The sequence below is a fragment of the Actinobaculum suis genome, from assembly GCF_900618115.1.
GTDB lineage: Bacteria > Actinomycetota > Actinomycetes > Actinomycetales > Actinomycetaceae > Actinobaculum > Actinobaculum suis.
Genome location: NZ_UYIO01000001.1, coordinates 958,709 through 979,921, shown reverse-complemented (window position 1 = coordinate 979,921; position 21,213 = coordinate 958,709). Strand labels below are relative to the sequence as shown.

Genomic DNA, 21,213 nt, shown 5'->3' with positions numbered 1-21,213 from the left:
CTCAACTGGAATTCGCGCGGCGGCGCGCCGCATTTCCCGTTATTGTTCTCCTTCGTGTGTTTCGCCAGTGGCCCGCCACCGAATTCCGGCCTCAATGAAGCCATCAATTTCGCCGTCGAACACCGCATCCGTGTTCCCCGTCTCATACCCGGTGCGCAGGTCTTTTACCATTTGGTACGGCTGCAGTACATAGGAACGCATCTGGTCTCCCCAGGAGGCTTTAATATCGCCGCGCAGTTCCTTCTTTTCCGCTTCTTCTTCTTGCTGTTTCAGGAGCAGCAACCGCGACTGCAACACCCGCATTGCCGCCGCCCGGTTTTGGATCTGCGATTTTTCATCCTGCATAGAAACCACGATTCCGGTAGGAATATGCGTGATTCGCACGGCCGAATCGGTGGTGTTCACGGACTGCCCGCCCGGGCCGGAAGAACGGAAAACATCTACCCGAATTTCCGAATCGGGAACCTCAATATGGTCGGTTTGTTCAATAACGGGGATTACTTCCACCGCGGCAAAAGAAGTTTGCCGCCGGCTTTGATTATCGAAGGGCGAGATGCGAACCAAACGATGCGTTCCTGCTTCCACGGAAAGCGTGCCGTACGCGTAGGGTGCTTTTACCTCGAAGGTCGTGGATTTTATGCCCGCTTCTTCCGCATAAGACGTATCGAGCACTTTCGTGGCATATCCGTGATGCGCCGCCCAACGTAAATACATTCTTTGTAGCATTTGCGTAAAGTCGGCGGCGTCTACGCCTCCCGCACCCGCACGGATCGTAACCACCGCTTCTCGCTCATCGTATTTTCCGGAAAGCAGGGTACGAATATGCAGGTCATCGAGCTCTTTTTCGACGTCATTAATTTCCGTGCGCAAATCTGCGTAAATAGCTTTCGCGGATGCGGCGTCGGTTTCCGCTTCTTCTTCCGCGATTTCGAGGAGCGCTTCGATATCGTCAATGCGATTCTCCATCGCGGTTAGTTTCGCTAGTTCGCCTTGCACGTGGCTGAGCCGCGAGGTCACCGCTTGCGCGTGTTCCGGATCATCCCACAGATCCGGAGCGCTCGATTCGCGGGTAAGTTGCGCTATTTGTTCCCGCAGTTTCGCGGGGTCAGTAACTGCCTCCACCTGCGTGAGAACCGCGCGGAGTTTTTCAATACTTTCTGCATACTCGCTTGCCACGCGTTCCAGGCTACCCCACCGCCGCGCCTGATTTTGTGGCAAGTAATGCGGCTAATAGGGGTAGGCGGGTAGGTGCGCAAACAGGTGCATATGTAGGCGAGCAGGTAGGCGCGCAGGTTGACGAGCAGGTAGGCGCCTGAGCAGATACGCGAGCAGATGCATGCCGGGAGTTACGCGTACCCCGCCAGAAAAGTACTAGCCCGAAACGGCTCGGCACGAAGCAGCGCTGCTACGCGGCTTAAAGTCACGTGGTTTGGTGCTGCTGGTCAAGCCCGCGCTCGGTGCTGCTATCCAAGGTGAAGTTCGGCGCGGGCGGTGGCTTGCAGCGTCACGGTGAATTCGAAAAGGGGTACGGTTGCGGGTTTCTCCAAAGTTACGACGACGCCGTTGCCCTCCACCCCGGTGGGAGCAACTACTTGTGCTTCTCCTGCCCCGGCGCGCGCAATTTTCCACACCTCCGTTTCCGCGGGCCGTAACCTGCCAGATGTAACTACCCGGCCGCCACTCGGTTCCGGACCGATAGTGCCGTGCGGCAAATAATAGGCCGCATCGTTGATTGAATTAGCCGCGCTGAGCGCCAAAGAATCAGCCCGGGCCAGCAAATCTTGGCGGGCCACATATAGCCCACCCACTCCGGCCAGGCCAATAATTACCGCGAAAGCCACGAGCCACATTCCCAGGCCCAACACCAAAAGATTCCCGCGCTCCCCGCCTTCCGCATCAGCCCGGCCGGAACCTTCGGCAAACGGTAGCAACCAAGTTCGCGAAGGCGGCCGATGCCGTAGCTGCGACTGCCGCCGCGGCCGTTGCAGCCGCAGATGCCGCCCGTGCTGCCGCAGCTGCCGCAATTGCACCCGCGGCCGCCGCCGGCGCAAGAACATCAGCCACACCGGTTGCGCCAATCGGCGTCTTTTCTTGCGTATATTTTTCACCTCCGGTTCCTCCCCTCCTACTCATTACTAGTTACTCTTTGGTCAACACTCTTTACTCACTATTTCCTTATTCCCCTGTTCCCTCTCCGTTACTGCTAAAACCGGTACCAGTTTTAGCTCGCGGGCATTTGCCGATAGCGGTCAACCAACATGGAATTGCTCCGGGTGATTTGCACCGCCGTACCGAAATACGGAATGGGAGCGCGGGCGTGAACAGAAATCGTGACGGTAGCCCCTGGCGTCAAACATGGATTATCTGAGCATTGCACCGATATGCCGCCGTTACTTTCCACGCCTTGATCTGCCAAAGCCTGCGCAGCCACACTCGCCGCCCGCCGCTCCGCCGTGGCCGTATCTCGCGCTTGCACGAATGCTCGCGCAGCTTCCCGCGCCGCCGTCGTGGCCGCACTACTCGCACTAAAAATCGACGCCGCCGCAAGCGCCAATACGATAAGTGAGACCCCAAAAATCGTCATGGCACCTACGGCTTCTACAATCACGTTTCCACGCTCGGTGGTGTTTTCGTTTCCGAGTTCCGTGATGTTTTCGCGCCCCGCAGCATTTCCGTTTTGGTTCATATGTGCCCTCCTTCCTTGTTGCGCATGGGTTTTCCTTTCTGTTATTGCCATTCGACGAGGGCGTGGGCGGTTGCTCGCAGTGGCTGGCCGGCGGGCCCGAACATGTATATTTCGCCGCTAATTTGCGCTTCTACCTGTGCCAGCCCGCCTTGTTGTTGCAGTTTTGCTTCCAGCTTGCAGGCACATTGCGGCAAATCGCGGGCAAGCTGCTGGCGAGCGAGCTCTATGGAGTGTGGAGAGTTATCCACAGCTATGGTGCGGGCGGCTCGCAGGGCGGCGTCATTAGCTTGGCGTTGTATCCACACATGCGCACCGATATATGCAAGTGCTAAGAAGAGGAAAATAATAGCGCCGGCAAGCATGGCAAAACCTACGACCGCCGAACCCTGTTCTCCGCCCGAAGCTGCCGGCCCAAAGGAGCCCTTGGCAAAGAACTCCTTATCGAAGGGCCTCTTGGCGCAGGGCTCCTTGGCAAAGGGCTCCTTACCGGAGAGGACCTTGCCGGAGGACCCCCTGCCAGGATGCTCCCGGGAGGGTTTTGCAAGGTTGTTGATGCGGGCTTGGGGTCGCGGTTTTGCACGCATGTTTCCTCCTGTTCTGGTTGTGATTCAAATGGTTTCTGGGTTTTTCTTTGCTTCTATTTCCCCCTTGCTAGCGCTGGGACTTATTTGATGCGCGCCCTGGTACTTAATTAATGCCCGCGGCGAGGCTTAGTTAATACCCGCGGCGAGGCTTAGTTGATACCCGCGGCGAGGCTAGTTGATGCCTGCGCCGGGGCTTAGTTGGTTCCCGTGGCGGGGCTTAGTTGATGGTATTAGTTAGGCGGGAAAGAGCGCTTTTGACGATGTCAACCAGAGCGGGCCCGGCAACCGCCCAGATTGCGATAACTAGGGCAACCGTCATAAGGGTGACCATCACCCAGCCGGGCACGTCTCCGGCTTCCGTCTCGTGGCGGTTACCGGGTGCAGCCCCGGGGCCGGTAAGAAATCCGGTGTGCAAGGTTGGGGTGTTCGCGGTGTTTTTCATGATTTGCCTTTCTGCATTTTTGTTTTTCGGTTTGCGTTTGGTTGTGGCGAGCCTGAGCACAAGGCTTGCGGTCTGCCACTTCCCCGCTACCACATGTTGAGCGAGGAGATACCCGGGTAGAGGGCGAAAATAATGGTTATCGGCAAAATGAGGAAAACTACGGGTGCCATCATGGCGATTTCTTGTTTGCCGCCTTTTTCGAGCAGTTCCCGGCGTTGGTATTCGCGGGCGTCTTCGGCTTGGACCCGCAAAGTGTTAGCGAGCGGGCTGCCTTGTTCCAAGCTGATGCGCAGGGCATCGCAAAATCTTTCGATTGCGGGGTTGTGCACTCGTTCTTGCAGGCCTGCTAAGGCTTGTTCGAAAGAATCCCCGGCGTGCACGGCTGCCACGGTGCGGCGCAGTTCGGCGGCGAGTGGCCCGTTTCCCAGCCGGCATACGTATTCGAAGGCGCTTAGTGCCGATTCTCCAGCGCCGACGGCGAGGGAAAGAATTTGGGCCACATCGGGCAGCTCGCCGGTAATGACGGCGTCGCGCCGGGAAAGGGTGCGGCTCAACCAATAGTCGGTGAGCGCGGCTCCCACGAGGGCCGCAAATACGGGAAAAATGAGCGCGATGAGCGGTGGTACGCCGCGGCGCAGGGCGCTTGCTCCCAAAAGGCAACCGGCTACGAACCCGGCGCTGCTCGCTTCGATCTGCCGGACCCGGAAATCGCGGTAGCTCAAAGTACCCAAACAATAGGTGCGGCGGTGTACGGAAGCGGCCGTGGAACCGATCTGGTCGAAAACGCGTAGAAGCGCGCGGGTTAGCGGTAAAGCGCGGTGCCGCGGCGTCCACCCATCTTCGGTGTAGGGCAAGACGCGGGCGGAAAGGCTCGGCCCGGGATAAAACAGCCACCAGGCTAGGAAACACAAGCCGGCTCCGCCCACACCTCCCGCAAGATAAGCAATCATGACGTTACTTCCTTTCCGGGAATATGCTTGGGCGCGGACTCAAACCCAGTTTCGGGGCCGGCAAAGACGCGTTTTTCTTCCGGCAGGCGGCCCAACCTAAGCATCAATCCGTAAGCAACCAAGCTGGCCACTAACCCGCCCAAAAGAATTAGAGTTCCGGTGCTGCTTCGGAAAGCTTCTACCGTGCCGGGCCGGGTGGCGAGCAAAGCTAGCACTATCCACGGGGAAACCGCGGCGATACGGGCCCCGTTTACCGTCCAAGATTGGCGGGCAAGCAGTTCGCCGCGCGCACGATTTTCTGCCCGCATTGAAACGGCTAAAGACTCCAATGTTTTTGCCAAATCGTGCCCGCCCAGGCGCGCGGAAATACGTATCGATTCGATAATCCGGTCCGCTACCGGATCACCCAAGGAGTTTTTGAGCCGGTCAAGGGAAGGGCCGAGCCTACCGGTTGCCTGCAATTCTTCCGCAAACACTTCAAAATGCCTGGTCAGCGCGCCCCCACCCGAAGTGCTCAAACCGGCCAAAGCTTGCCCCACGCTCAACCCGGCCCGCAGCCGCGAAACAATCGAATCCAACACTTCTGGCCATATTTCGCGACCCTCAGCCCGGGCTTTGCGCTGCCGCGAGTTCCGGAAAACGCGCGGCAAAAATGCACCCAAAACCGCAATCGCGCCCGCTACCGGCAAATTGCCAATCACCAAAATTGCTAGCAGGCCGCTAGCTATCCCGGCTCCCAATCCTTGTGCAAAAGCTTTGCGGCGCGCCCGGCGGTGCTGAATCTTTTCGGGCGAGATTGTTTTCGGTTCTATAACTGACGCCGCTGACGCCCATAAAACCAGAAAAATACCGAGCCCGGCCGCCGCCCCAATCGCAATACCCACCGGCTACTCCTTCCCCTGCTTTTCCGGGTTTCGCGCCGAGCTCGGGCTCTCCCAATTACGCGCCGCACCGGGCACTACGCTCTTACCGCTTTGCGGTACGCTTTCGCTGTTTCGCCTTCGCCTTCCGGTTTGCTTCCACTGGCGCGAACTGGGTACCTCCTGGTGGGAAAGATGGGGCGCCTCCTGGTGCAAGAGTTGGTGCAGGTCGTAACCGGCACGTTGGAATAGTTCCGGGCGTGGCACTTCGCTCGTCCGTAACCGCAAAGCCCCACCCCGGTTGCGGCCAAATAGCGAAACCGCTTGGATCACGCCACTTTCTACCCGGCCCGGCACTCCTAAAATTTCCGCAACTTCGCGCTTCCCAGCCCGGTCGATACTGAGATGCACAACGACGTCGATCGTGGCTGCCACCGTGGGAACCACGAACTCCGAAGTCACGTTCTCGCCGGTCAACAAAGGCAAGGTGCAGAGCTTGAGTAATGCTTCCCGCGCCGAGTTGGCGTGGATCGTGCACGCCCCGGGGATCCCCGAGTTCAGAGCAATGAGCAGGTCGAAAGCTTCCGCCCCGCGCACCTCCCCAATTACGAGCCGCCCGGGCCGCATCCGCAACGCCTCGCGCACCAAACGCCGCAAAGTTACTTCCCCACGCCCTTCCAAAGACGGCGGGCGGGTTTGCATAGCCACGGTGTCGCGATGTTCCAAGCCAAGTTCGAAAACTTCTTCCGCAGAAATAATCCGCTCCCCCGCGTCCGCAGCCCCTAGCAAAGCCCGCAAAAACGTGGTTTTGCCCGCCCCGGTAGTACCGGAAACGATCACGTTCAAACCGGATTTAATTGCCGCTTCTAAAAAGTTCGCGGCCTGCCCGGTAAGCGATTTTTTAGCCACCAAATCACGCAAGTGGCGGGCCCGCACCACATATTTACGAATATTGACGGCCCAATGTTCCCGCGTAATATCCGGGATCACCACGTGCAACCGTTCCCCACCTGCCAGCTGGGCGTCCACAAAAGGCGAAGAGTAGTCCACGCGGCGCCCTGACGCCCGCAACATGCGTTCCACCAGGTCGGTCACCTGCGAATCCGTCAACACAATATTGGTTAGTTCGGCCCGCCCACCTCGCGAAACAAAAACCGTAGAAGGCGTATCAATCCAGATTTCTTCCACTTCCGGATCGTCAAACAAAGGTTGCAAAGGGCCGTAGCCGCCAATCGCAGCCCGCACTTGGGCATGTACCTGAGCGGGCTCGGCAAGGCGCGCGCCCCCACTTCGCGTGGTTTCTTCCTCGTAGGCACTAATTGCCTCCCCAATCAACCGGTCAAAAAGGGCCGGTTGGCGGTTTGGGTCCAGCCCGCGTTCGCGTACATATCCGCGTACCTTCGCCTCGATTTGTACTTGCGCATCCGCGGTGCTCGGTGTTTTCTGCGCGCGGCTTTCTGTTTTCTGTGCGCGGCTTTCTGTTTTCTGCGCGCGGCTTTCTGTTTTCTGCGCGCGGCTTTCTGTTTTCTGCGCGCGGCTTTCTGTTTTCTGCGCGCGGCTTTCTGTTTTCTGCGCGCGGCTTTCTGTTTGCCAAGTGCGGCTTCGTTTTTCCCGCGTGCTGTCTGACATTTGCCCCGCTGGTCCGGTACGGTGCGGTGCCGCTGGTGCGGCGTCGCCCCTTCCGCCCGGCCCCGCGTAGCGTGCTACCTTCTCGCGTGCCGGCGGCGGCGTGCCTTTCAAACCTGGTGCCTGTGCTTTTTGCACGGCGCTCCCTCCCACCTACGTGAACTTGTGCGAACCGGTTGCCCCAGCCCGGTACAGCGGCTTTAGACTAGGAAGGCCCGCGCGAAGTGACAATCCGTTATCCACAGGGTGTGGATAAAGTGATGTGTCACGCCACGCGCGGGCCCACTAGGTAGAGGTATTTTCGATAAGTTGGGATTGTGAGCAGTTCTCCCTTGCGTATTGCGGCGCTCGCTGTGGGCGCCCTCGGGATCGACGTCGTATCGACCCGCCAGCCATACACAGAAACGGACGATTTTGTGCAAGGTGCCGTGCTCGATTCGCGCGGCCGGCATTGGATTATCAAGGCACCCAAAAATCCGACTGCCGCAACCATTTTGGAAGCGGAAGCGGCCCTTGCCCCGCAGTTGCTGGACGCTTTACGCGCCGGTGCCCTACCTTTTGACATTATGCGCCCGGCCGGTTTTGTGGATTTGGAAGAAGGGGGCCGCGCCGTTGCGTTCCCCGAACCTTTGGGCCGCCCGCGCGCATTCACCGCGCTCCCGCTGGAACAAATTCGTTCTCTGGGGCGAGGTATCGCTTCTATCCATAACCTCGATCCGGAGGTAGTGGCACGTTCCGGCCTGCCGGTTTACACTGGCCGGCAATGGGCTGACCGCATGGCTGCTGAGCTTTCCCAAGCCGTTCTCGAAGTGGAGATTCCGCCGATTTTGCGGCGCCGGTGGGAAGCGGCCTTCGCCGATAATGATCTTTGGAATTTCACGCCCACCGTGATCCACGGGGATGTGGCTTCCGAAAATTTCCTGTGGTCCAACGGCCAGCTTTCTACGGTGCTCGGTTTTGGGGAGGCCGCCGTGGGCGATCCGGCGCGCGACCTGGCCCAACTGCTCGAATTAGACGACGCCGAATGGACCGCTTTTATCGAATCGTATGAAAACACGCGCGGTTTCCAGCTCAGCGACGCCGATTTCAACCGCATCGTCCTTACCTCAGAAATGGCGATTGTGCGGTGGTTGCTGTACGGGGTGCGTACGCATTCCGAAGAGATTAGGAACGACGCCGTCCAAATGCTCGGCGATTTAGCCGACCAGGTGCGGTGGGAGCCGCCCCTGACCGAACCGGCCAGTCCGGGCACTGCTCCGGCTCCGCAAACCGAAGTGCAAGGGCCCGTAACTGTTATCGAGCCGGCGGCCATGGCCCAGACTATCCCCGCTCCCGCTCCGGCGCCCGTTTCACCCAAAAATGCTTCGCCAGCGAATGGTTCACCAGCAAACGCAGCTGCGGAAACCAGCGCGGAAACCGGTGCGGAAACCGATGCGGAAACCAGCCCGGAAACCGGTGTGGAACCGGAAAAGTCGGCAAAGAATCCGTCCGCTTAAAGCTGCCCGCTATGTGCGCGTATAACTGCCCGGTATTCGGTGTTCATTGTTTCGATTGCTGCTTCGAAACGGACGGTGATTTCTGCTTCGCTGAGCATTCCGGCCGGCAAATCTTGCCGGGATTCATCTTCGCGCAGGTAGACGAAGCGGGCCCCCACGTTTTCCAGGGCTTCCCCGCGGGTTTTCGCCCAGGCTAAACGGTAAATCGCTAACTGTAATTCGCGGCTGGCCAGGGAGCGCCCGCGCACCCGCCGGCCCGTTTTCCAGTCCACGATCATGACGGGTGGTTCGCCTGCCATGCCGGAAGAATCCAAAACGGCGTCGATCGTACACCGCACTACCTGGCCGGCGATCACCACCTCCAGGCTCTGCTCGATCGCAAGCGGCCGGCATTTCGCCCACCGGGTGCGTTCAAAAGCAGCGAAAAGTGCGGCTTCTTCTTCCTCGGTGTGAAGATCTTCGTCCACCAGCGGGCTTTCGAAACCAGTTACCGCATCTATGTCCAAAGTCGCTGCGGCCGCATACGACCCGGCAATCCGCGCGTGCAACTGGGTTCCCAAACGCGCCGCCCGGCTCGGTTCGCGCGGGATCGGCCGGGCTCGCTGGCTCGCATATTCGCCCGGCGCGGCCGCCAGGTTCACCACATCAGTGGCAGTGAAATACGGTTGTACCAGCACTTCTGCTTCCTGCCCGGCCGCCGCCTCCCCCGCCGCGGTAGACGCATACGTATCCGCCCCGCCCGCGCTCGCGCCCGTGCTTCGGCGTCGTGCCCGGCACAGGTATTCCACCGCTTCGGTTAGTTCGGCAAGTTCACCGGGCGCTGCTTCTGCCGGGTCGATCGGCAAGGTTCTTTGTAAATCTTGGGGCCAGTGCAAAACTCCTGTGGGCGCGAAATAGTCCGGCAGCGGGGCCGGATCGGGTGGGAACAGCGTCTCTTTGGGGAACAGGGCCCGCAAATCTTCCAAGGTGTAGGTGGCCGGAGCCAGTTTCTTCCACGCCTCGGGATAATCAGGTTCATGTTCCCCGGTGTCTATCTGTAGCTCGCCGTGTTTTTCCGCCGTGTGCAAGAGCTCCACGAACCGGGAAGGTTCGCGGGCCGGCACTCCCACCAAAAGTTGGGTTTCGGTTTGCGCTAATTCGGCCTTCAGCCGCGCCAACTTATTTTGCGATGGTTTTGTGGCACGCTTCGCCACTTGTTCTTCTTGTTTCGAAACCGCATCCATCGCTTTATCGCGTTTGATTTCCAGTTTTTCGTATTCGGCAGCCGTATTAGCCACGTCTTCTTCATCCCGGAACGCGTAACCGGCCACGCACAGTTCCCGAGTGGCGCGCGTGAAAGCCACGTATGCTAAACGCCTCTCTTCTTCACTTTCCCGGTAGGCCACGGCGTCCAAAAAGTGTGCGTAAGCGGTGCCGAGCGCTAATTTGCCCCCGGTCTGCGCAATCTCAAACTTTGGTAAATATTCGTAGTCGGCACGCAGGGGGTACGGGAACTCGCCAGCACTACTCGCCCACCCTTGCAGACCAGTTTTCTTGACCGAAAATTGTCCTTCCACCATTTCCGGAACGACGACGAGGTCACGCCATTCCAAACCTTTAGCGGTATGGATCGTCATAATCTGCACGACGCCGGGGACCACTTCTACTTCTTCACTATCTCCTGCCCCAGCCAGCGGGGCATCTTCACCAGCTTCTTCTTCCCCGCCATATTCGTGTTCGTCAACGGCATCAAGCCAGGCCACGAAACTCGCCAGATCGGCACCCTCGTGCTCTTCTTGGTATTGGCGGGCCAGCGAAATGAACTGGTCCATGGAGGTACGTACGCGTTGGGCGCCGCGCGTACGGCTCGCGATTGCCACGTCTATCCCCAGTTCGTGGCTCGCGAGCGCCATCATATCGCCCAGGGGCATATGTGCCGCCGCCCGTAAACGTGAAAGTACGCGCTGCATATTTTCTAACCGGGCCCGGCCGGTGGGTGAAAAACTTTGCCGAGCGGCCGCGGCTAACGCGGAAAGGGATCTTGGCCCGCTTCGCGCAACCCGGTTTTGGCCACTCGGTGTTACTTGTGAAGGTGTTTCTTGTGAAGGTGTTACTTGTGAAGGTACTGGTTGCGATGCTGCAGGTTGCGAAGCTGATGTTCGGGAAGCTGCTGTTGGTGAAGGCGCAGCTTCCGCATCAGGCTCAAATAGGGCTGCGAGGGCTTCAACCAGATTCGCTTCTCCGCGTGCATCCAAACTTTCGGCCGGCTCCGGGGTGGTGCCGGCGGTTGTTGCAGCTTCGGCGCGGGTTTTAGCGCCGGCGTTGGCTGTAGCTTCGGCGCGGGTTTTAGCGCTGGCGTTGGCTTTGGCTTCGGCACTGGTGGCAACCGCGGGCGTGGCCGCGCTGCCGGCTTTTTCGGTGCCGGCCACAGCCGTGCCATTACTGCTATTTTCTAGGCTGCCATTTTCTAGGCTGCCGATTTCTAGGCGAGCGTAGGTGCGTGCCCATTTAGCTAGGGCGCGAATATCGGGAGCCCCGATATTCCAGTGGGCGAGCAAACGGGCGAAAAGGTCACCGCGCCGCGGGTCGGCCACCACGCCGAGCGCGGCCCGTACGGTAACAACTTCGGGGCGCGAAATTAGAGAATCGCCCCCGACCTTCTCGAAGCGAATCACTTTGCCTTCCGGATCGATTTCTCGCAAGGCCCGCACCACCAAATCTTGGTAGGAACGTTTGCGGCAAAGCACCGCAATTTCGGCTTGCCGGGGTTCTTCCCCGCGGGCTTGGCGCCGCTCATTTTCTTCTTCTACCCGCGCGTAGGTATTCATGATTTTGCGGGCGATTGCCCGATACGAATCGGCGCGCAGCAAAGTGCGAATCTCGGAGACTTTCCCCGCACCAATTCCCGGCCGCCCCTGCAAACGGTTTACTTCCACCGCGGGCGTCCCAAAACTCAATCCCGTGTGTGCCGGCTGGCTGGCTCCTCCAGCGCTGGCACCGCCAACGCCAGCATCACCAGAACTCAGATCCGCCCCCGCTGCAAGGTTTGAATCCGCCGCTAGGTCCAAATCTGTTTCCGCATTAGCATGCGGGCGAATATTGGCGGGCCAATAGCTTGGGTCACGTGCTTCTTCTGGGCTTAGGAAGCCATTGCGGGCGTATTCTTCCCGTTCCGCGGTTACTTGCGCTCGGTATTCTTCCGGTTGGTAGCGTTCCCCAGGTGCGGTGTGGAACTCGGCTTCCGCTAGAGGTTCGACGACGCTATTGCCGGCCGCCAAAACCGCTTGATCGTTCCGGAAGGCCGTCATCAGGTGCATGGTTTCCACACTGCGCGGGGCAATATTGCGCCTGGAAGCATCCCGATCTAAAGCTTTTTGGGCTAGATCTGCGAATTGGGTGAGCGCGGCCGAGCTTGCACCTCGCCATCCGTAAATCGCTTGGTTGGGATCCCCAACAGCGGCAATCGAACGAAAACCTTCAAAATGTGCGGCCAAAGCATTCAACAAGAAGGTGGCTTGGCTGACCGAAGTGTCTTGGTATTCGTCGAGCAGAATCAACCGGTATTGCGAAGAAAGCTCGCGCGCAATTTCCGGATAGGTGGTAACAATGCGGGAAGCCGTGGTTACCTGGTCCGCAAATTCATTTACTCCCAGTTCGCGTTTGCGGTCGAAATACCTTTCCACGATTTGTAGGAGCGCTAGCTTTTTATCGAGCGCGTTGTGCCCAATTACCGGCCAGGTTGCGCTGTTTCCAAGAGCTTGTCCGGTAGCACTGTCCCCGCCAGTTACCTGTGCTCCCGTATCTGCCATAGCGGCAGTGCTTTTTGCAGCAGCGGTGTTTGTGCTCAGTAATGTTTCTGGTAGCGAGCCCGGTTTTTTATCGCCCCGCAGTTTATCCCAAGAAGCTTTTGCTTTGGGATGTTGTAAAAGCGCGGCTTTGAAGGTTAGTTCTTCTTGTACCGCCAAATCCACGGCTTGGCCTTCTGCGGTCAAAAACTTGCGGGCGGCCGCCAAAGCCTCGTATTCATCTTGGTAGGCCACCGAGTTATCGATCACGGCTGCGGCTAGTTGCAAAGCGTTTTCTGTGGTTGCCCGCGCGCTCATACCATCCAAGAGTTGCGCTAATTCCGTATCCGGAGTTTCGGCTACCACTTCTTCCATGATTTGGAAACGTTCCGCATCGGTAATCAGCCGCGCCGTGGGGTCCACCCCCACCAACATCCCATAGGAACTGGCGATTTCCTGCGCAAAAGAGTTATAGGTGGAAATCGTGGGCCGCTCCAACTCTTGGGCAAAACCGGCCCGCGTATCATCTTGCCCGGACGCCTCAGCACCGCTTTCCAGCCTGTTTTCGTTTCCGTGCGGGCTGCCAATATTTCCTAGCGCGCCGAGCGTTTGGGCAACTTTTTCGGAGAGGTTTGCCGCGGCCTTCCGGGTGAAGGTCAAACCTAGAACTTCCCGGGGCCGTACGTTCCCCGCGGCCACATGGTAGGCGATGCGTTGGGTCATCGTCGTCGTCTTTCCTGAACCGGCACCCGCAATCACCAGCACGGCTGGAGCTTCCGAATAGATTACCCGTTGCTGTTCCGCGGTCGGGAACTGGTAGGCGGCGCGGGTTTCTGCATCGCGTACTTCGGGCACCGGGCGGCCCCGCGCGATGATTTTCCACAGCAGTTCTTCCGCATCCTGCGCCCTCATGAGAACAACCTTCCTTCATCCGTTAGCGGACTGACGATTCGTATCGAACCGCGCCCATGCTCTTCTTCTTCCCGGACGGGTACCGCCGGAGCTGCCAACAATTTGCCAGCTAAAACAATCTTTTCTTCCGTGCGCTCGGTGCCGGATTTGCCGAGCTCTTCCTGCTTGACGCTACGAATCCCTTCGGGGCTACGTGGCGCCGGATAGCGCGGATAAACCAGCCGCGCCCCCACCGCTTTAATGCCATTTTGTTCGAGGAGCCACTGGTAGACCTGCATCTGCGCATTATCTGCCGCGCCCTTCACCGTCTCTGCCCGCTTCCCGGTCTTAATATCCACAATCTCCGCGCGCGGGAGCTCAGCTTGTTGGGCAGGCGTTTCTGCTCGCGCGGGTGGGAGCTTAGTTTGTTGCGCGCCGGCATCAGTTTGCGAGCACGTCCCTGCTTGCGCGTCTGCGTCTGTGGGCGCAAGCGTCTCTGTTTGCCCGAGCGTACCTGTTTGCTCCGGCGTCTCTGTTTGCTCCGGTGTATCTGGAATATACAAGAGCCGATCAATTTTCCCGGAAACTTGCGGGCCGCCCGGCATCTGGGCACTTAACTGTTTTTCGACCTCGATATGCGGATAGAGTTCCTTTTGGTAAGCCAACATGCCGGCCAAAACTTCCACCATGGCTTGCGCTTCCGTATAGTTGCAGCGCTGGAAATAGTTTTCGATTTCCTCCGGCCAGGTACGCTCCAGCTCCGCTAGCATTTCCTCCACATCGGGATTATCGGAAGCCTTCTCCGCAATCGCGTGAATCAAAGTTCCCAGCGACGCCGCATCCGCTTCTTCTTCTACCCTGGCACCTACCGTGTTCAGGAAAGCCTGTAGTGGCGATTCGAGTAGGGATTCCACCTGCGAAGGGCTCACGCGCACCTGCGCAAAAGCGTCATCGTGCCCCGGTTTCAAAGCATGCGGGCCGGCTAGCGAACCTGCTCCCGGATCTGTTTCCGCGCGCGCTTCCAAACCGGCTTCGGTACTTACCGGGAAAGTATCGAACCAGGCCTTCTGGCCTGCCATCCGGTAACCGACTGCCGCCAATTCTTCCAATAACTGAGTGGCGGTGTGCGCGGTAGTTTCGTCCTCGCTTTTTTGGAGCCGCCGCAGCACCCCCACCGTTTCGATAATTCCCCGGCCGCGCCGAGGTTGCGGTGAGCGTAACACCGGGATTTGCCCGAGCGGTGCCTGCAAACCCCAAGCGGGTGCGTCCACACCGGTCCGCGCAGAACCAGCTGGCACAGATGCTCCCGCCTGATCAGCGTCTGCATTTGCGTTTGCCGCCGCGCTGGCAAGATCCGTGCTCGGTGCAGCTTCTAGATCGAAACCTAGTAACGAGAAGAACCGGGAGGGCTTATCGGATTCATTTTCGACGGCGGTTATCAGCACGGATTCTTGAGCGCGCGTTACCGCGTGCAAGAGCTGCCGCAATTCATCATCCAGCACTTCCTCCATGCCCACTGCAGCATCGGTAACAGCCCGCGCGGCTCCGATAGGAGCCTCTCCGGCGGAGGTCGCTCCGGCAGGCATCGCTCCGCTAAGCGCTGCCCCGGCCGGTGCTGTTTCACCTGATGCTCCGGCCGGTGCCGTTCCGGCCGCCTCTGGCCCAACCGGCGCGTTTTCTTCTTGCCCGGCCCGCAATCCGGCCCGCAATTCTGTAATTCCGATTTCGTCGGTCACCACCCGGGTGAGCAAACCCGTGCCGGTATAAGCATCGCGAATGCGCAGATTCGGCCAAATCCCATCCCCCAGTTGGGCAATAATCACGTGTTTCCATTCGCGGCCCTGGGAGGCGGACGGCGTCGTTATATGCACGGCGTTTGGAGAAGTGCCTGTACGCGCAATGGAATCTTCCGGAAGATCTTGGGAAAGTACTTCCTCCACTAACTGTTCCACCCGCGCTTCCGGGGCGCGATCAGCAAGGCGCTGTGCCACCCGGAAAAGCTGGATAACCGCGTCCAGATTATCGCCCGCCGCTTCTGCTTCCGGCACCGAGCGTAAAGCGGTCTCCCGCCACTTTTCGGCCTTTTCGACCGCGCACCACGCCGCCCACAACACGCTTTCTGCCCGCATCGCGTGGGCTTCGCCGGCGGTGCGAATCTGGTCAAAAACGCCGCCCACCCATTCCAAAGCTCGGGCGTGTGCCCCGGTCTCACGCACCGCCTGCGCCCCCGCAAGTACCAGCCGCCGCACCTCCCGGTTACTAAGCCGCTGCCCGCGTGCCAAAGCCGCCCCGCGTAGCCGCCGGCTTTCCCGTTTCACTTGCACCGGTTCCAAACCGAGCGCCGGCGAAGTAAGTAGCGCATCAATATCGATAGTTTCCAGGTCCACAAAAGCCTGCGGACCTTGGGTGAAAGCCGCCCGAATCACCCCGAGCAGGGAAGCTACCGCCGGGTTTTCCCGCAATGGCAAAGCCGACTGCATCGGTTCTACCGGCACCCCGCGCCGCACTAAAGAATCTCGCAAAGCCCGATGGGTATTGCGCGAACGGGTCATAATCGCAATATCGGAAAACTGGGTACCTTCCCGCCTGTCTTGCAGTTCTGCTACATAGCCGGCAATATAGGCGGCTTCTTCTTCCGCGTGCCGGAAAGTAGCACCCCGAATTTCCGAACGGCGCCGCCCGGCCAGCGCCTCCTGCGCTGTAGCTTCCGGGGCGCGCGCTTTCCGGTGTTGCACGGTGGTACCGGCAATATGCGTGGCACTTTCGATTCTTTGTGCCACCCCGGCCAGGCGCGGCCCGCCCCGATGACGCACGTCCAAATACATTGCCCGCAAACCCAGGCCGCCATATTCTGGCGTGCGGCTCAAAATTCCAGGAAGGCCCGCTACCCCACCCCGAAAACCTTGTACGGCGGCGTCGGGACTACCAGCAGTGACGATACGCGCCCCATCGCGTGCTAATTCGCGCAATAAAAACAGCAGGGAACGCGGGGCGTTTTGCACATCGTCTACCAAGATCAGATCCCAGCGCGGGCGAGCCGGCTGAGCCCCCGCATAACGGGCCGAATGGCGCACGTTTTCTTCCCAGTTAGCAATATTTGCGGTGGCGGTAGCCACCAGTTGGGAATGGTCTAAACGGTCTGGTGCATCAGAAAACTCACCGGCATCCGCGTATTCAGAAATCGCCGCATACTGGTCCATTACTTCGGAAACCGCGCGCCACATGCCACCTTGAATCGGCCCGGCAATTCCCGTTTCTGCCAGTTCGCGCAACTGGGCGGAGGTAAGGCCCAGTTCGCGCGCACGCGTCATCAAATTACGGATTTGTTCCCGAAAGCCGGGAAGCTCCAAAATCTGCGGGGTCACAAAGCTCGGAAAAGTAATATTGCCACCGGCCAGGTTCAGTATCTCCCGCAGCCGCGTATCCTCATCGGGCCCGGAAATCAGTTCCGGATCGCGCCGGCCCACCGCCTGCGCATACCGCTGCACAATGGCATACGCGAAAGCCGTCAAGCTTTGCACGGTAAGCCGCTCGCTGCGCGAACCGCGCGCCTGAGTGATGGCCGTACGCAAAGAGGTAGCGGCAGTGCGGTCTTGTGTGATTACGGCTACGTGTTTCCCACTGGCTTCCGCACGGGCCGCCAAAGCAACCAATACCGTGGTTTTTCCGGTTCCCGGCGCACCAATAAGGGACACCCCGGCCGAGTTTTCCGCTACGGCGTCCAGCACCGCCAGCTGTGCCGGATCAAGCTCAAATGCGGTCCGTGCCATATGTGCTATATGTGCCATCCTGTACCTTTCTGCGCTCTCCTGCACTTTCTTCCCTACCGGTTTCTCTGCACTTGCCTCTTTACCGGGCTTTGCGGGAGGTACCAGAAGAAGCACTTCTTCTGGGCTTCCACATTCGCCGGTGATGAAACTACCTGCCCGTCAAGCTCTTGCGTACATCGTAAACGGCTACTATAGACGCCAGAAAAATGCCTGCCCGCCGGCCGGTTTCCACTAGCCGGCTAGCCCCGAGTTTTCTTGGTCGCGGCGCCTACCAGAAAGTAGCAGCTTGCCTACCAGAAACTGTAACCGGTGGGTCCGACAGATTGATAACGGAAAACGGAACGAAACGGGCCCGGCAGGCTGATCAAGCTGTTCAAGCTGATAACGCAACGAAAATGGAAGCGAAGGGAAGAGAAGAGATGGAAGTAGTCATTGGGTTCAAGCAGTCCACGCGTGATTTGACGGTAGAAACAGATGCTCCGGCCGCAGAAATCCAGGAAGCCGTTTCCCAGGCCCTAGAAAACGGCGGCAAGCTCACCTTGACCGACCGCAAGGGCGGGAATATTTTCGTATCCGCAGATGCGATCGCTTTCGTGGAAGTACATGCCGCCGAATCGCGGCGAGTTGGCTTTGGCCTCTAGCTTTACTTGGCCTCTAGCCCTATGCAGCCTTTAGTGCAGTTGCAGCCTTAGTGCAGCCTTTAGTGCAGTTGCAGCCTTAGTGCAGCCTTTAGTGCAGTTGCAGCCTTAGTGCAGTCTCTAATGCAGCCTCTAGCCCTAAAGGTTAACTGCTAGCCGCTATCCATTTGTACATACCAATTAGATAGTGTGAGCCTAGGCGCGGATCACGGCGCCTAGGCTTTGTATGCCATAAACTATTTGCGATGGTTGCCCGGTCGTATAGCTTTTTGGATCTTGATTACATGAATTTCCGCGATCGGCTGCCGCGGCGGCACGCAGGTTTTCGCCGCCAGCGCTTGTTGCGCATTGCCGATTGGTAGCGAAGGCGTCCCACACTCGCCTTTCTGCCCTACTGTGGGTGCTCCGCACCCGGATAAGGAAAAATGAATGTCATCAGGAGTAACTACTTCCGCACGCTCAAATACGCCAGATCTGACGCAAAAATCTTTCGCCGACTTCGGGGTTTCTGAACCGATAGTGCGCGCGCTTGCCGAAGAAGGGATTACTTTCCCCTTCCCCATCCAGGCACTCACCTTGCCGGTAGCACTCGAAAGGCGCGATATTATTGGCCAAGCCAAAACTGGTACCGGCAAAACCCTCGGTTTTGGTATCCCCATGTTAGAAAACACGGTGGGCCCGGATGAAACTGGGTGGGAAAAACTACCGGAAAACTTGCGTGGCCTCCCCCAAGGTCTAGTTATCCTGCCTACCCGCGAACTTGCCAAACAGGTAGCGGGCGAATTGCGGATGGCCGGTAAACATCGCACTGTGCGCGTGATGGAAATCTATGGCGGAGTTGCCTATGAGCCGCAATACGAGGAGCTGCGGCGCGGTGCCGATATCGTGGTGGGAACCCCGGGCCGAATTATCGACCTGATGCGGCATAAGGCTTTGCAGCTTTCCCACGTAAAAACCGTGGTGCTGGATGAAGCTGATGAAATGTTAGACCTCGGCTTTTTGCCCGACGTCGAAACAATTTTGGCCCAGGTACCAGACCGGCGCCAAACCATGCTGTTCTCCGCCACTATGCCCGGCGCGGTAATCACTATGGCGCGCCGTTACATGCACAAGCCCACCCATATCCGCGCGCAGGCTCCCGGCGATGATTCCCAAACCGTGAAGAATATTCGCCAGCTCGTCTACCGCGTACACGCGATGAATAAAGACGAAGTGATAGCCCGAATTTTGCAGGCACGCGGGCGCGGCCTCGCTTTGATTTTTACGCGCACCAAACGTTCGGCTGCACGCCTTGCCGAAGACCTGCAGCGCCGCGGTTTTGCCACCGCCGCTTTACATGGCGATTTGGGGCAAGCCGCCCGCGAGCAAGCTTTGCGGGCTTTCCGGAACGGGAAAGTTGATGTGCTGGTCGCTACCGATGTGGCGGCGCGCGGGATCGACGTCGATGATGTTACGCATGTGATCAACTACCAGTGCCCAGAAGATGAGAAAACTTATGTGCATCGGATTGGCCGGACCGGCCGGGCGGGCAGCCGCGGCACGGCTATCACCTTTGTGGACTGGGACGATGTGCCGCGCTGGAAGCTCATTGATAAACAGCTTGATCTCGAACTTGGGGAACCGGTAGAGACGTACCACACGTCCCCACATATGTATTCGGATCTGGATATTCCGGAAGAAGTCGGTTCTACGCTTCCCAAATCAGAACGTACTTTGGCGGGCCTGGCGGCAGAAAAAATCGAAGATCTAGATGGCGGCCGCAGCCGGCGAAGCGGGCGCGGTAGGCGCGGCGCTCGCGGCCCACAGAGCGGGCGGGGAGCGCGCGGCGAATGGCGCAGTAGTGGTAAGCGGGGCGGGCGTAGTGAACGCGCGGCGCGCACTGGCCGAGCCAGCCGTACCGGAAGTGCCAGCCGGGACGGGCGTGCTAGTACGCGCGAACGTCAATCCAGCCAGCGGGAAACCGCGAGCACGCCCGTAGCCGGTGATCGGCGTCGGCGCCGGTTGAGCACCGCTACGCTAGAAGCGGCGGCCACGAAACAAAAACAAGGCGAATCCGCAAAAACTCGTACCACCGCAAAGCGCCAGCACAATACTGGGACGCAGCGTCCCAGTGGCGCAACGAAACCAAAGGGCACGGCACAGCATGGCAAAACGGCCCAGAAACGCGAAACTGCACGGCAACGCCATACCGCCCAGCAACGCGAAACCGCACGGCCGCAAAGCAAAGCCGCGCGCAACACCGTAAAGCGGACCCGCACGGCACCGCGGCAAAATGGCAGCGCGAAGCAGCGGAATAATCATGCTTCTGGGAATGCCTTGGGCTCGCAAGTCAAGCGCAGCCGGCTCTCCCACCTTGATGCTTCCCGTGGTTCGCGCGGTAACTAAACACGCGGCACCCGGCACACAGCACCCGGGCCAAGCAGGCACGGTTCGTGCGCCGGTGCTGCCCAACAAATGGCGAGCAACCCCAACAAAACAATAAGGGAGCGGGCTTGGCTCACGCGCCGGTGCTGCGCTAAGGCAATTAGGCTAACTGTGATATCTAGCTAACTGTGCTATCTAGCTAATTAGGCCGGTTAGACCAGCTAGGCGAACGAGGCTAGCTACCTACAAGGCTAGCTAGCTTTGCGCGGCGATCACGCCCAGTATGCCGGAAATAATGAGTTGCACGGAAATCGCGGAAAGTAACATGCCGGAAATGCGGGTGAGGAACACTGTGCCGCCTTCCCCGAGGAGCCGGTGGAGCGGGTTAGCGAAACGGAAAACTATCAATTCCACCAGGTGCAAAATAATGAAAGCCGCACCTACCGCCAACATGCCGCCCACGGCACCGAAAGAAGAAGTGCGGGCATCTTGCACGGCGATCATAATGGCCACGATCGCGCCCGGTCCGGCCATAAGCGGCACCCCGAGTGGCACTAAAGCTACGTTGACCTTGGTCTGCTCCGGCGTCGGTTCTTTTTCCGTGCTTCCACTCATCAACTGGAGAGAAACCAGAAGCAACAAGATGCCACCAGAAATCTGCATCGCTTCCACGGAAATACCGAGCAAGTCCAGGATAAAGCGCCCAAACAACCCGAAAGTTGCTAACACGATGGCGGAGGTGAGCACTGACTGCCACCCAATCCGGTTGCGCTCGGAGCGCGTATTACGCTGAGTTAGCGCCAAAAACACCGGCAAATTCCCAAAAGGATCCGCAATCACCAGCAGGGTGGCGAAAGTTGTCAAGAAGAGCTCAACATCAAATGTCACGGGCGAATGACCTCCAAATGCGTCCCGGCGACGAGGTCCTCCACCACAGACGGAGCGGTGAGATATTCACCGAGCCGGTTCGTTTTACCAAGCCCATGGTAGTCACTCGCCCCAAAACGCGCCAACCCAAAGGATTGAGCATGATGCCACACGGTTTCTTGCATATTACTGCGCCCTATATAGAACTGCTCCCCATCCGTTGGTATCTGGTATCCGGTCCAACCGTATGAGGAGCAGTTCATTTTTACGATCCG

At 58.8% G+C, this 21,213-nt stretch carries 14 protein-coding genes and 1 pseudogene; 3 read left to right on the top strand and 12 right to left on the bottom strand.

The annotated features are described in order from the left end of the window. Positions 1-39 precede the first annotated feature (39 nt). From prfB to H8274_RS03895, 8 genes are all read right to left on the bottom strand, one after another. Positions 40-1,176, bottom strand: coding sequence for a peptide chain release factor 2 (gene prfB, locus H8274_RS03930; RefSeq protein ID WP_185933885.1), 1,137 nt, complete (start codon positions 1,174-1,176; stop codon positions 40-42). Between the two features lie 287 nt (positions 1,177-1,463). Further along, a complete protein-coding gene (locus H8274_RS03925) occupies positions 1,464-2,108 on the bottom strand; it encodes a hypothetical protein (RefSeq protein WP_185933884.1) in 645 nt (214 codons plus the stop codon). 113 nt (positions 2,109-2,221) lie between these two features. Continuing rightward, positions 2,222-2,686 (bottom strand): pilus assembly protein, encoded by a 465-nt coding sequence (locus H8274_RS03920; protein WP_185933883.1) that lies wholly within the window; start codon positions 2,684-2,686, stop codon positions 2,222-2,224. Positions 2,687-2,727: 41 nt separating this feature from the next. Next, entirely contained in the window at positions 2,728-3,270 is a 543-nt protein-coding gene (locus H8274_RS03915) for a TadE family protein (RefSeq protein WP_185933882.1), read from the bottom strand. Between the two features lie 217 nt (positions 3,271-3,487). Next, positions 3,488-3,712: a hypothetical protein gene (locus H8274_RS03910; protein WP_049619407.1), complete on the bottom strand. Its 225-nt coding sequence runs from the start codon at positions 3,710-3,712 to the stop codon at positions 3,488-3,490. Positions 3,713-3,798: 86 nt separating this feature from the next. Continuing rightward, the gene (locus H8274_RS03905; protein WP_185933881.1) at positions 3,799-4,662 is read right to left on the bottom strand and encodes a type II secretion system F family protein; all 864 of its coding nucleotides are present in this window, start codon (positions 4,660-4,662) and stop codon (positions 3,799-3,801) included. After that, positions 4,659-5,546, bottom strand: coding sequence for a type II secretion system F family protein (locus H8274_RS03900; RefSeq protein WP_185933880.1), 888 nt, complete (start codon positions 5,544-5,546; stop codon positions 4,659-4,661). The genes H8274_RS03905 and H8274_RS03900 overlap by 4 nt, the downstream gene beginning before the upstream one ends. Positions 5,547-5,549: 3 nt before the next feature. Then, positions 5,550-7,286: a TadA family conjugal transfer-associated ATPase gene (locus H8274_RS03895; protein WP_338067692.1), complete on the bottom strand. Its 1,737-nt coding sequence runs from the start codon at positions 7,284-7,286 to the stop codon at positions 5,550-5,552. Between the two features lie 179 nt (positions 7,287-7,465). Between H8274_RS03895 and H8274_RS03890 the strand changes: the two genes are divergently transcribed. Beyond that, positions 7,466-8,644 carry a phosphotransferase gene (locus H8274_RS03890; RefSeq protein WP_244924521.1) on the top strand — a complete coding sequence of 393 codons (1,179 nt, stop codon included), beginning with the start codon at positions 7,466-7,468 and terminating at the stop codon, positions 8,642-8,644. Here H8274_RS03890 and H8274_RS03885 read toward each other — a convergent pair. Both H8274_RS03885 and H8274_RS03880 read right to left on the bottom strand, forming a co-directional pair. Beyond that, a complete protein-coding gene (locus H8274_RS03885; RefSeq protein ID WP_185933879.1) occupies positions 8,641-13,320 on the bottom strand; it encodes a UvrD-helicase domain-containing protein in 4,680 nt (1,559 codons plus the stop codon). The genes H8274_RS03890 and H8274_RS03885 overlap by 4 nt on opposite strands. Further along, the gene (locus H8274_RS03880; RefSeq protein WP_185933878.1) at positions 13,317-17,087 is read right to left on the bottom strand and encodes a PD-(D/E)XK nuclease family protein; all 3,771 of its coding nucleotides are present in this window, start codon (positions 17,085-17,087) and stop codon (positions 13,317-13,319) included. The genes H8274_RS03885 and H8274_RS03880 overlap by 4 nt, the downstream gene beginning before the upstream one ends. 377 nt (positions 17,088-17,464) lie before the next feature. On the opposite strand from H8274_RS03880, the gene H8274_RS03875 reads away from it, so the two are divergent. Together H8274_RS03875 and H8274_RS03870 are read left to right on the top strand one after the other, a co-directional pair. Beyond that, a complete protein-coding gene (locus tag H8274_RS03875; RefSeq protein ID WP_185933877.1) occupies positions 17,465-17,710 on the top strand; it encodes a DUF3107 domain-containing protein in 246 nt (81 codons plus the stop codon). A 426-nt stretch (positions 17,711-18,136) separates the two neighbouring features. Further along, positions 18,137-19,705 (top strand): annotated as a pseudogene (locus tag H8274_RS03870) (DEAD/DEAH box helicase); the annotation flags it as partial. 621 nt (positions 19,706-20,326) lie between these two features. On the opposite strand, the gene H8274_RS03865 reads toward H8274_RS03870, so the two are convergent. Continuing rightward, positions 20,327-20,959, bottom strand: coding sequence for a MarC family protein (locus tag H8274_RS03865; protein ID WP_049619292.1), 633 nt, complete (start codon positions 20,957-20,959; stop codon positions 20,327-20,329). Then, the gene (locus H8274_RS03860; RefSeq protein ID WP_185933876.1) at positions 20,956-21,123 is read right to left on the bottom strand and encodes a hypothetical protein; all 168 of its coding nucleotides are present in this window, start codon (positions 21,121-21,123) and stop codon (positions 20,956-20,958) included. The genes H8274_RS03865 and H8274_RS03860 overlap by 4 nt, the downstream gene beginning before the upstream one ends. Between the last annotated feature and the right edge of the window lie 90 nt (positions 21,124-21,213).

Excerpts from the sequence above, each read along its gene's own strand:
- H8274_RS03920 (WP_185933883.1), bottom strand. The coding sequence starts at position 2,686 with ATGAACCAAAACGGAAATGCTGCGGGGCGCGAAAACATCACGGAACTC.
- H8274_RS03905 (WP_185933881.1), bottom strand. The coding sequence starts at position 4,662 with ATGATTGCTTATCTTGCGGGAGGTGTGGGCGGAGCCGGCTTGTGTTTC.
- H8274_RS03915 (WP_185933882.1), bottom strand. The coding sequence starts at position 3,270 with ATGCGTGCAAAACCGCGACCCCAAGCCCGCATCAACAACCTTGCAAAA.
- H8274_RS03910 (WP_049619407.1), bottom strand. The coding sequence starts at position 3,712 with ATGAAAAACACCGCGAACACCCCAACCTTGCACACCGGATTTCTTACC.
- H8274_RS03860 (WP_185933876.1), bottom strand. The coding sequence starts at position 21,123 with ATGCAAGAAACCGTGTGGCATCATGCTCAATCCTTTGGGTTGGCGCGT.
- H8274_RS03885 (WP_185933879.1), bottom strand. The coding sequence starts at position 13,320 with ATGAGGGCGCAGGATGCGGAAGAACTGCTGTGGAAAATCATCGCGCGG.
- H8274_RS03880 (WP_185933878.1), bottom strand. The coding sequence starts at position 17,087 with ATGGCACATATAGCACATATGGCACGGACCGCATTTGAGCTTGATCCG.
- H8274_RS03875 (WP_185933877.1), top strand. The coding sequence starts at position 17,465 with ATGGAAGCGAAGGGAAGAGAAGAGATGGAAGTAGTCATTGGGTTCAAG.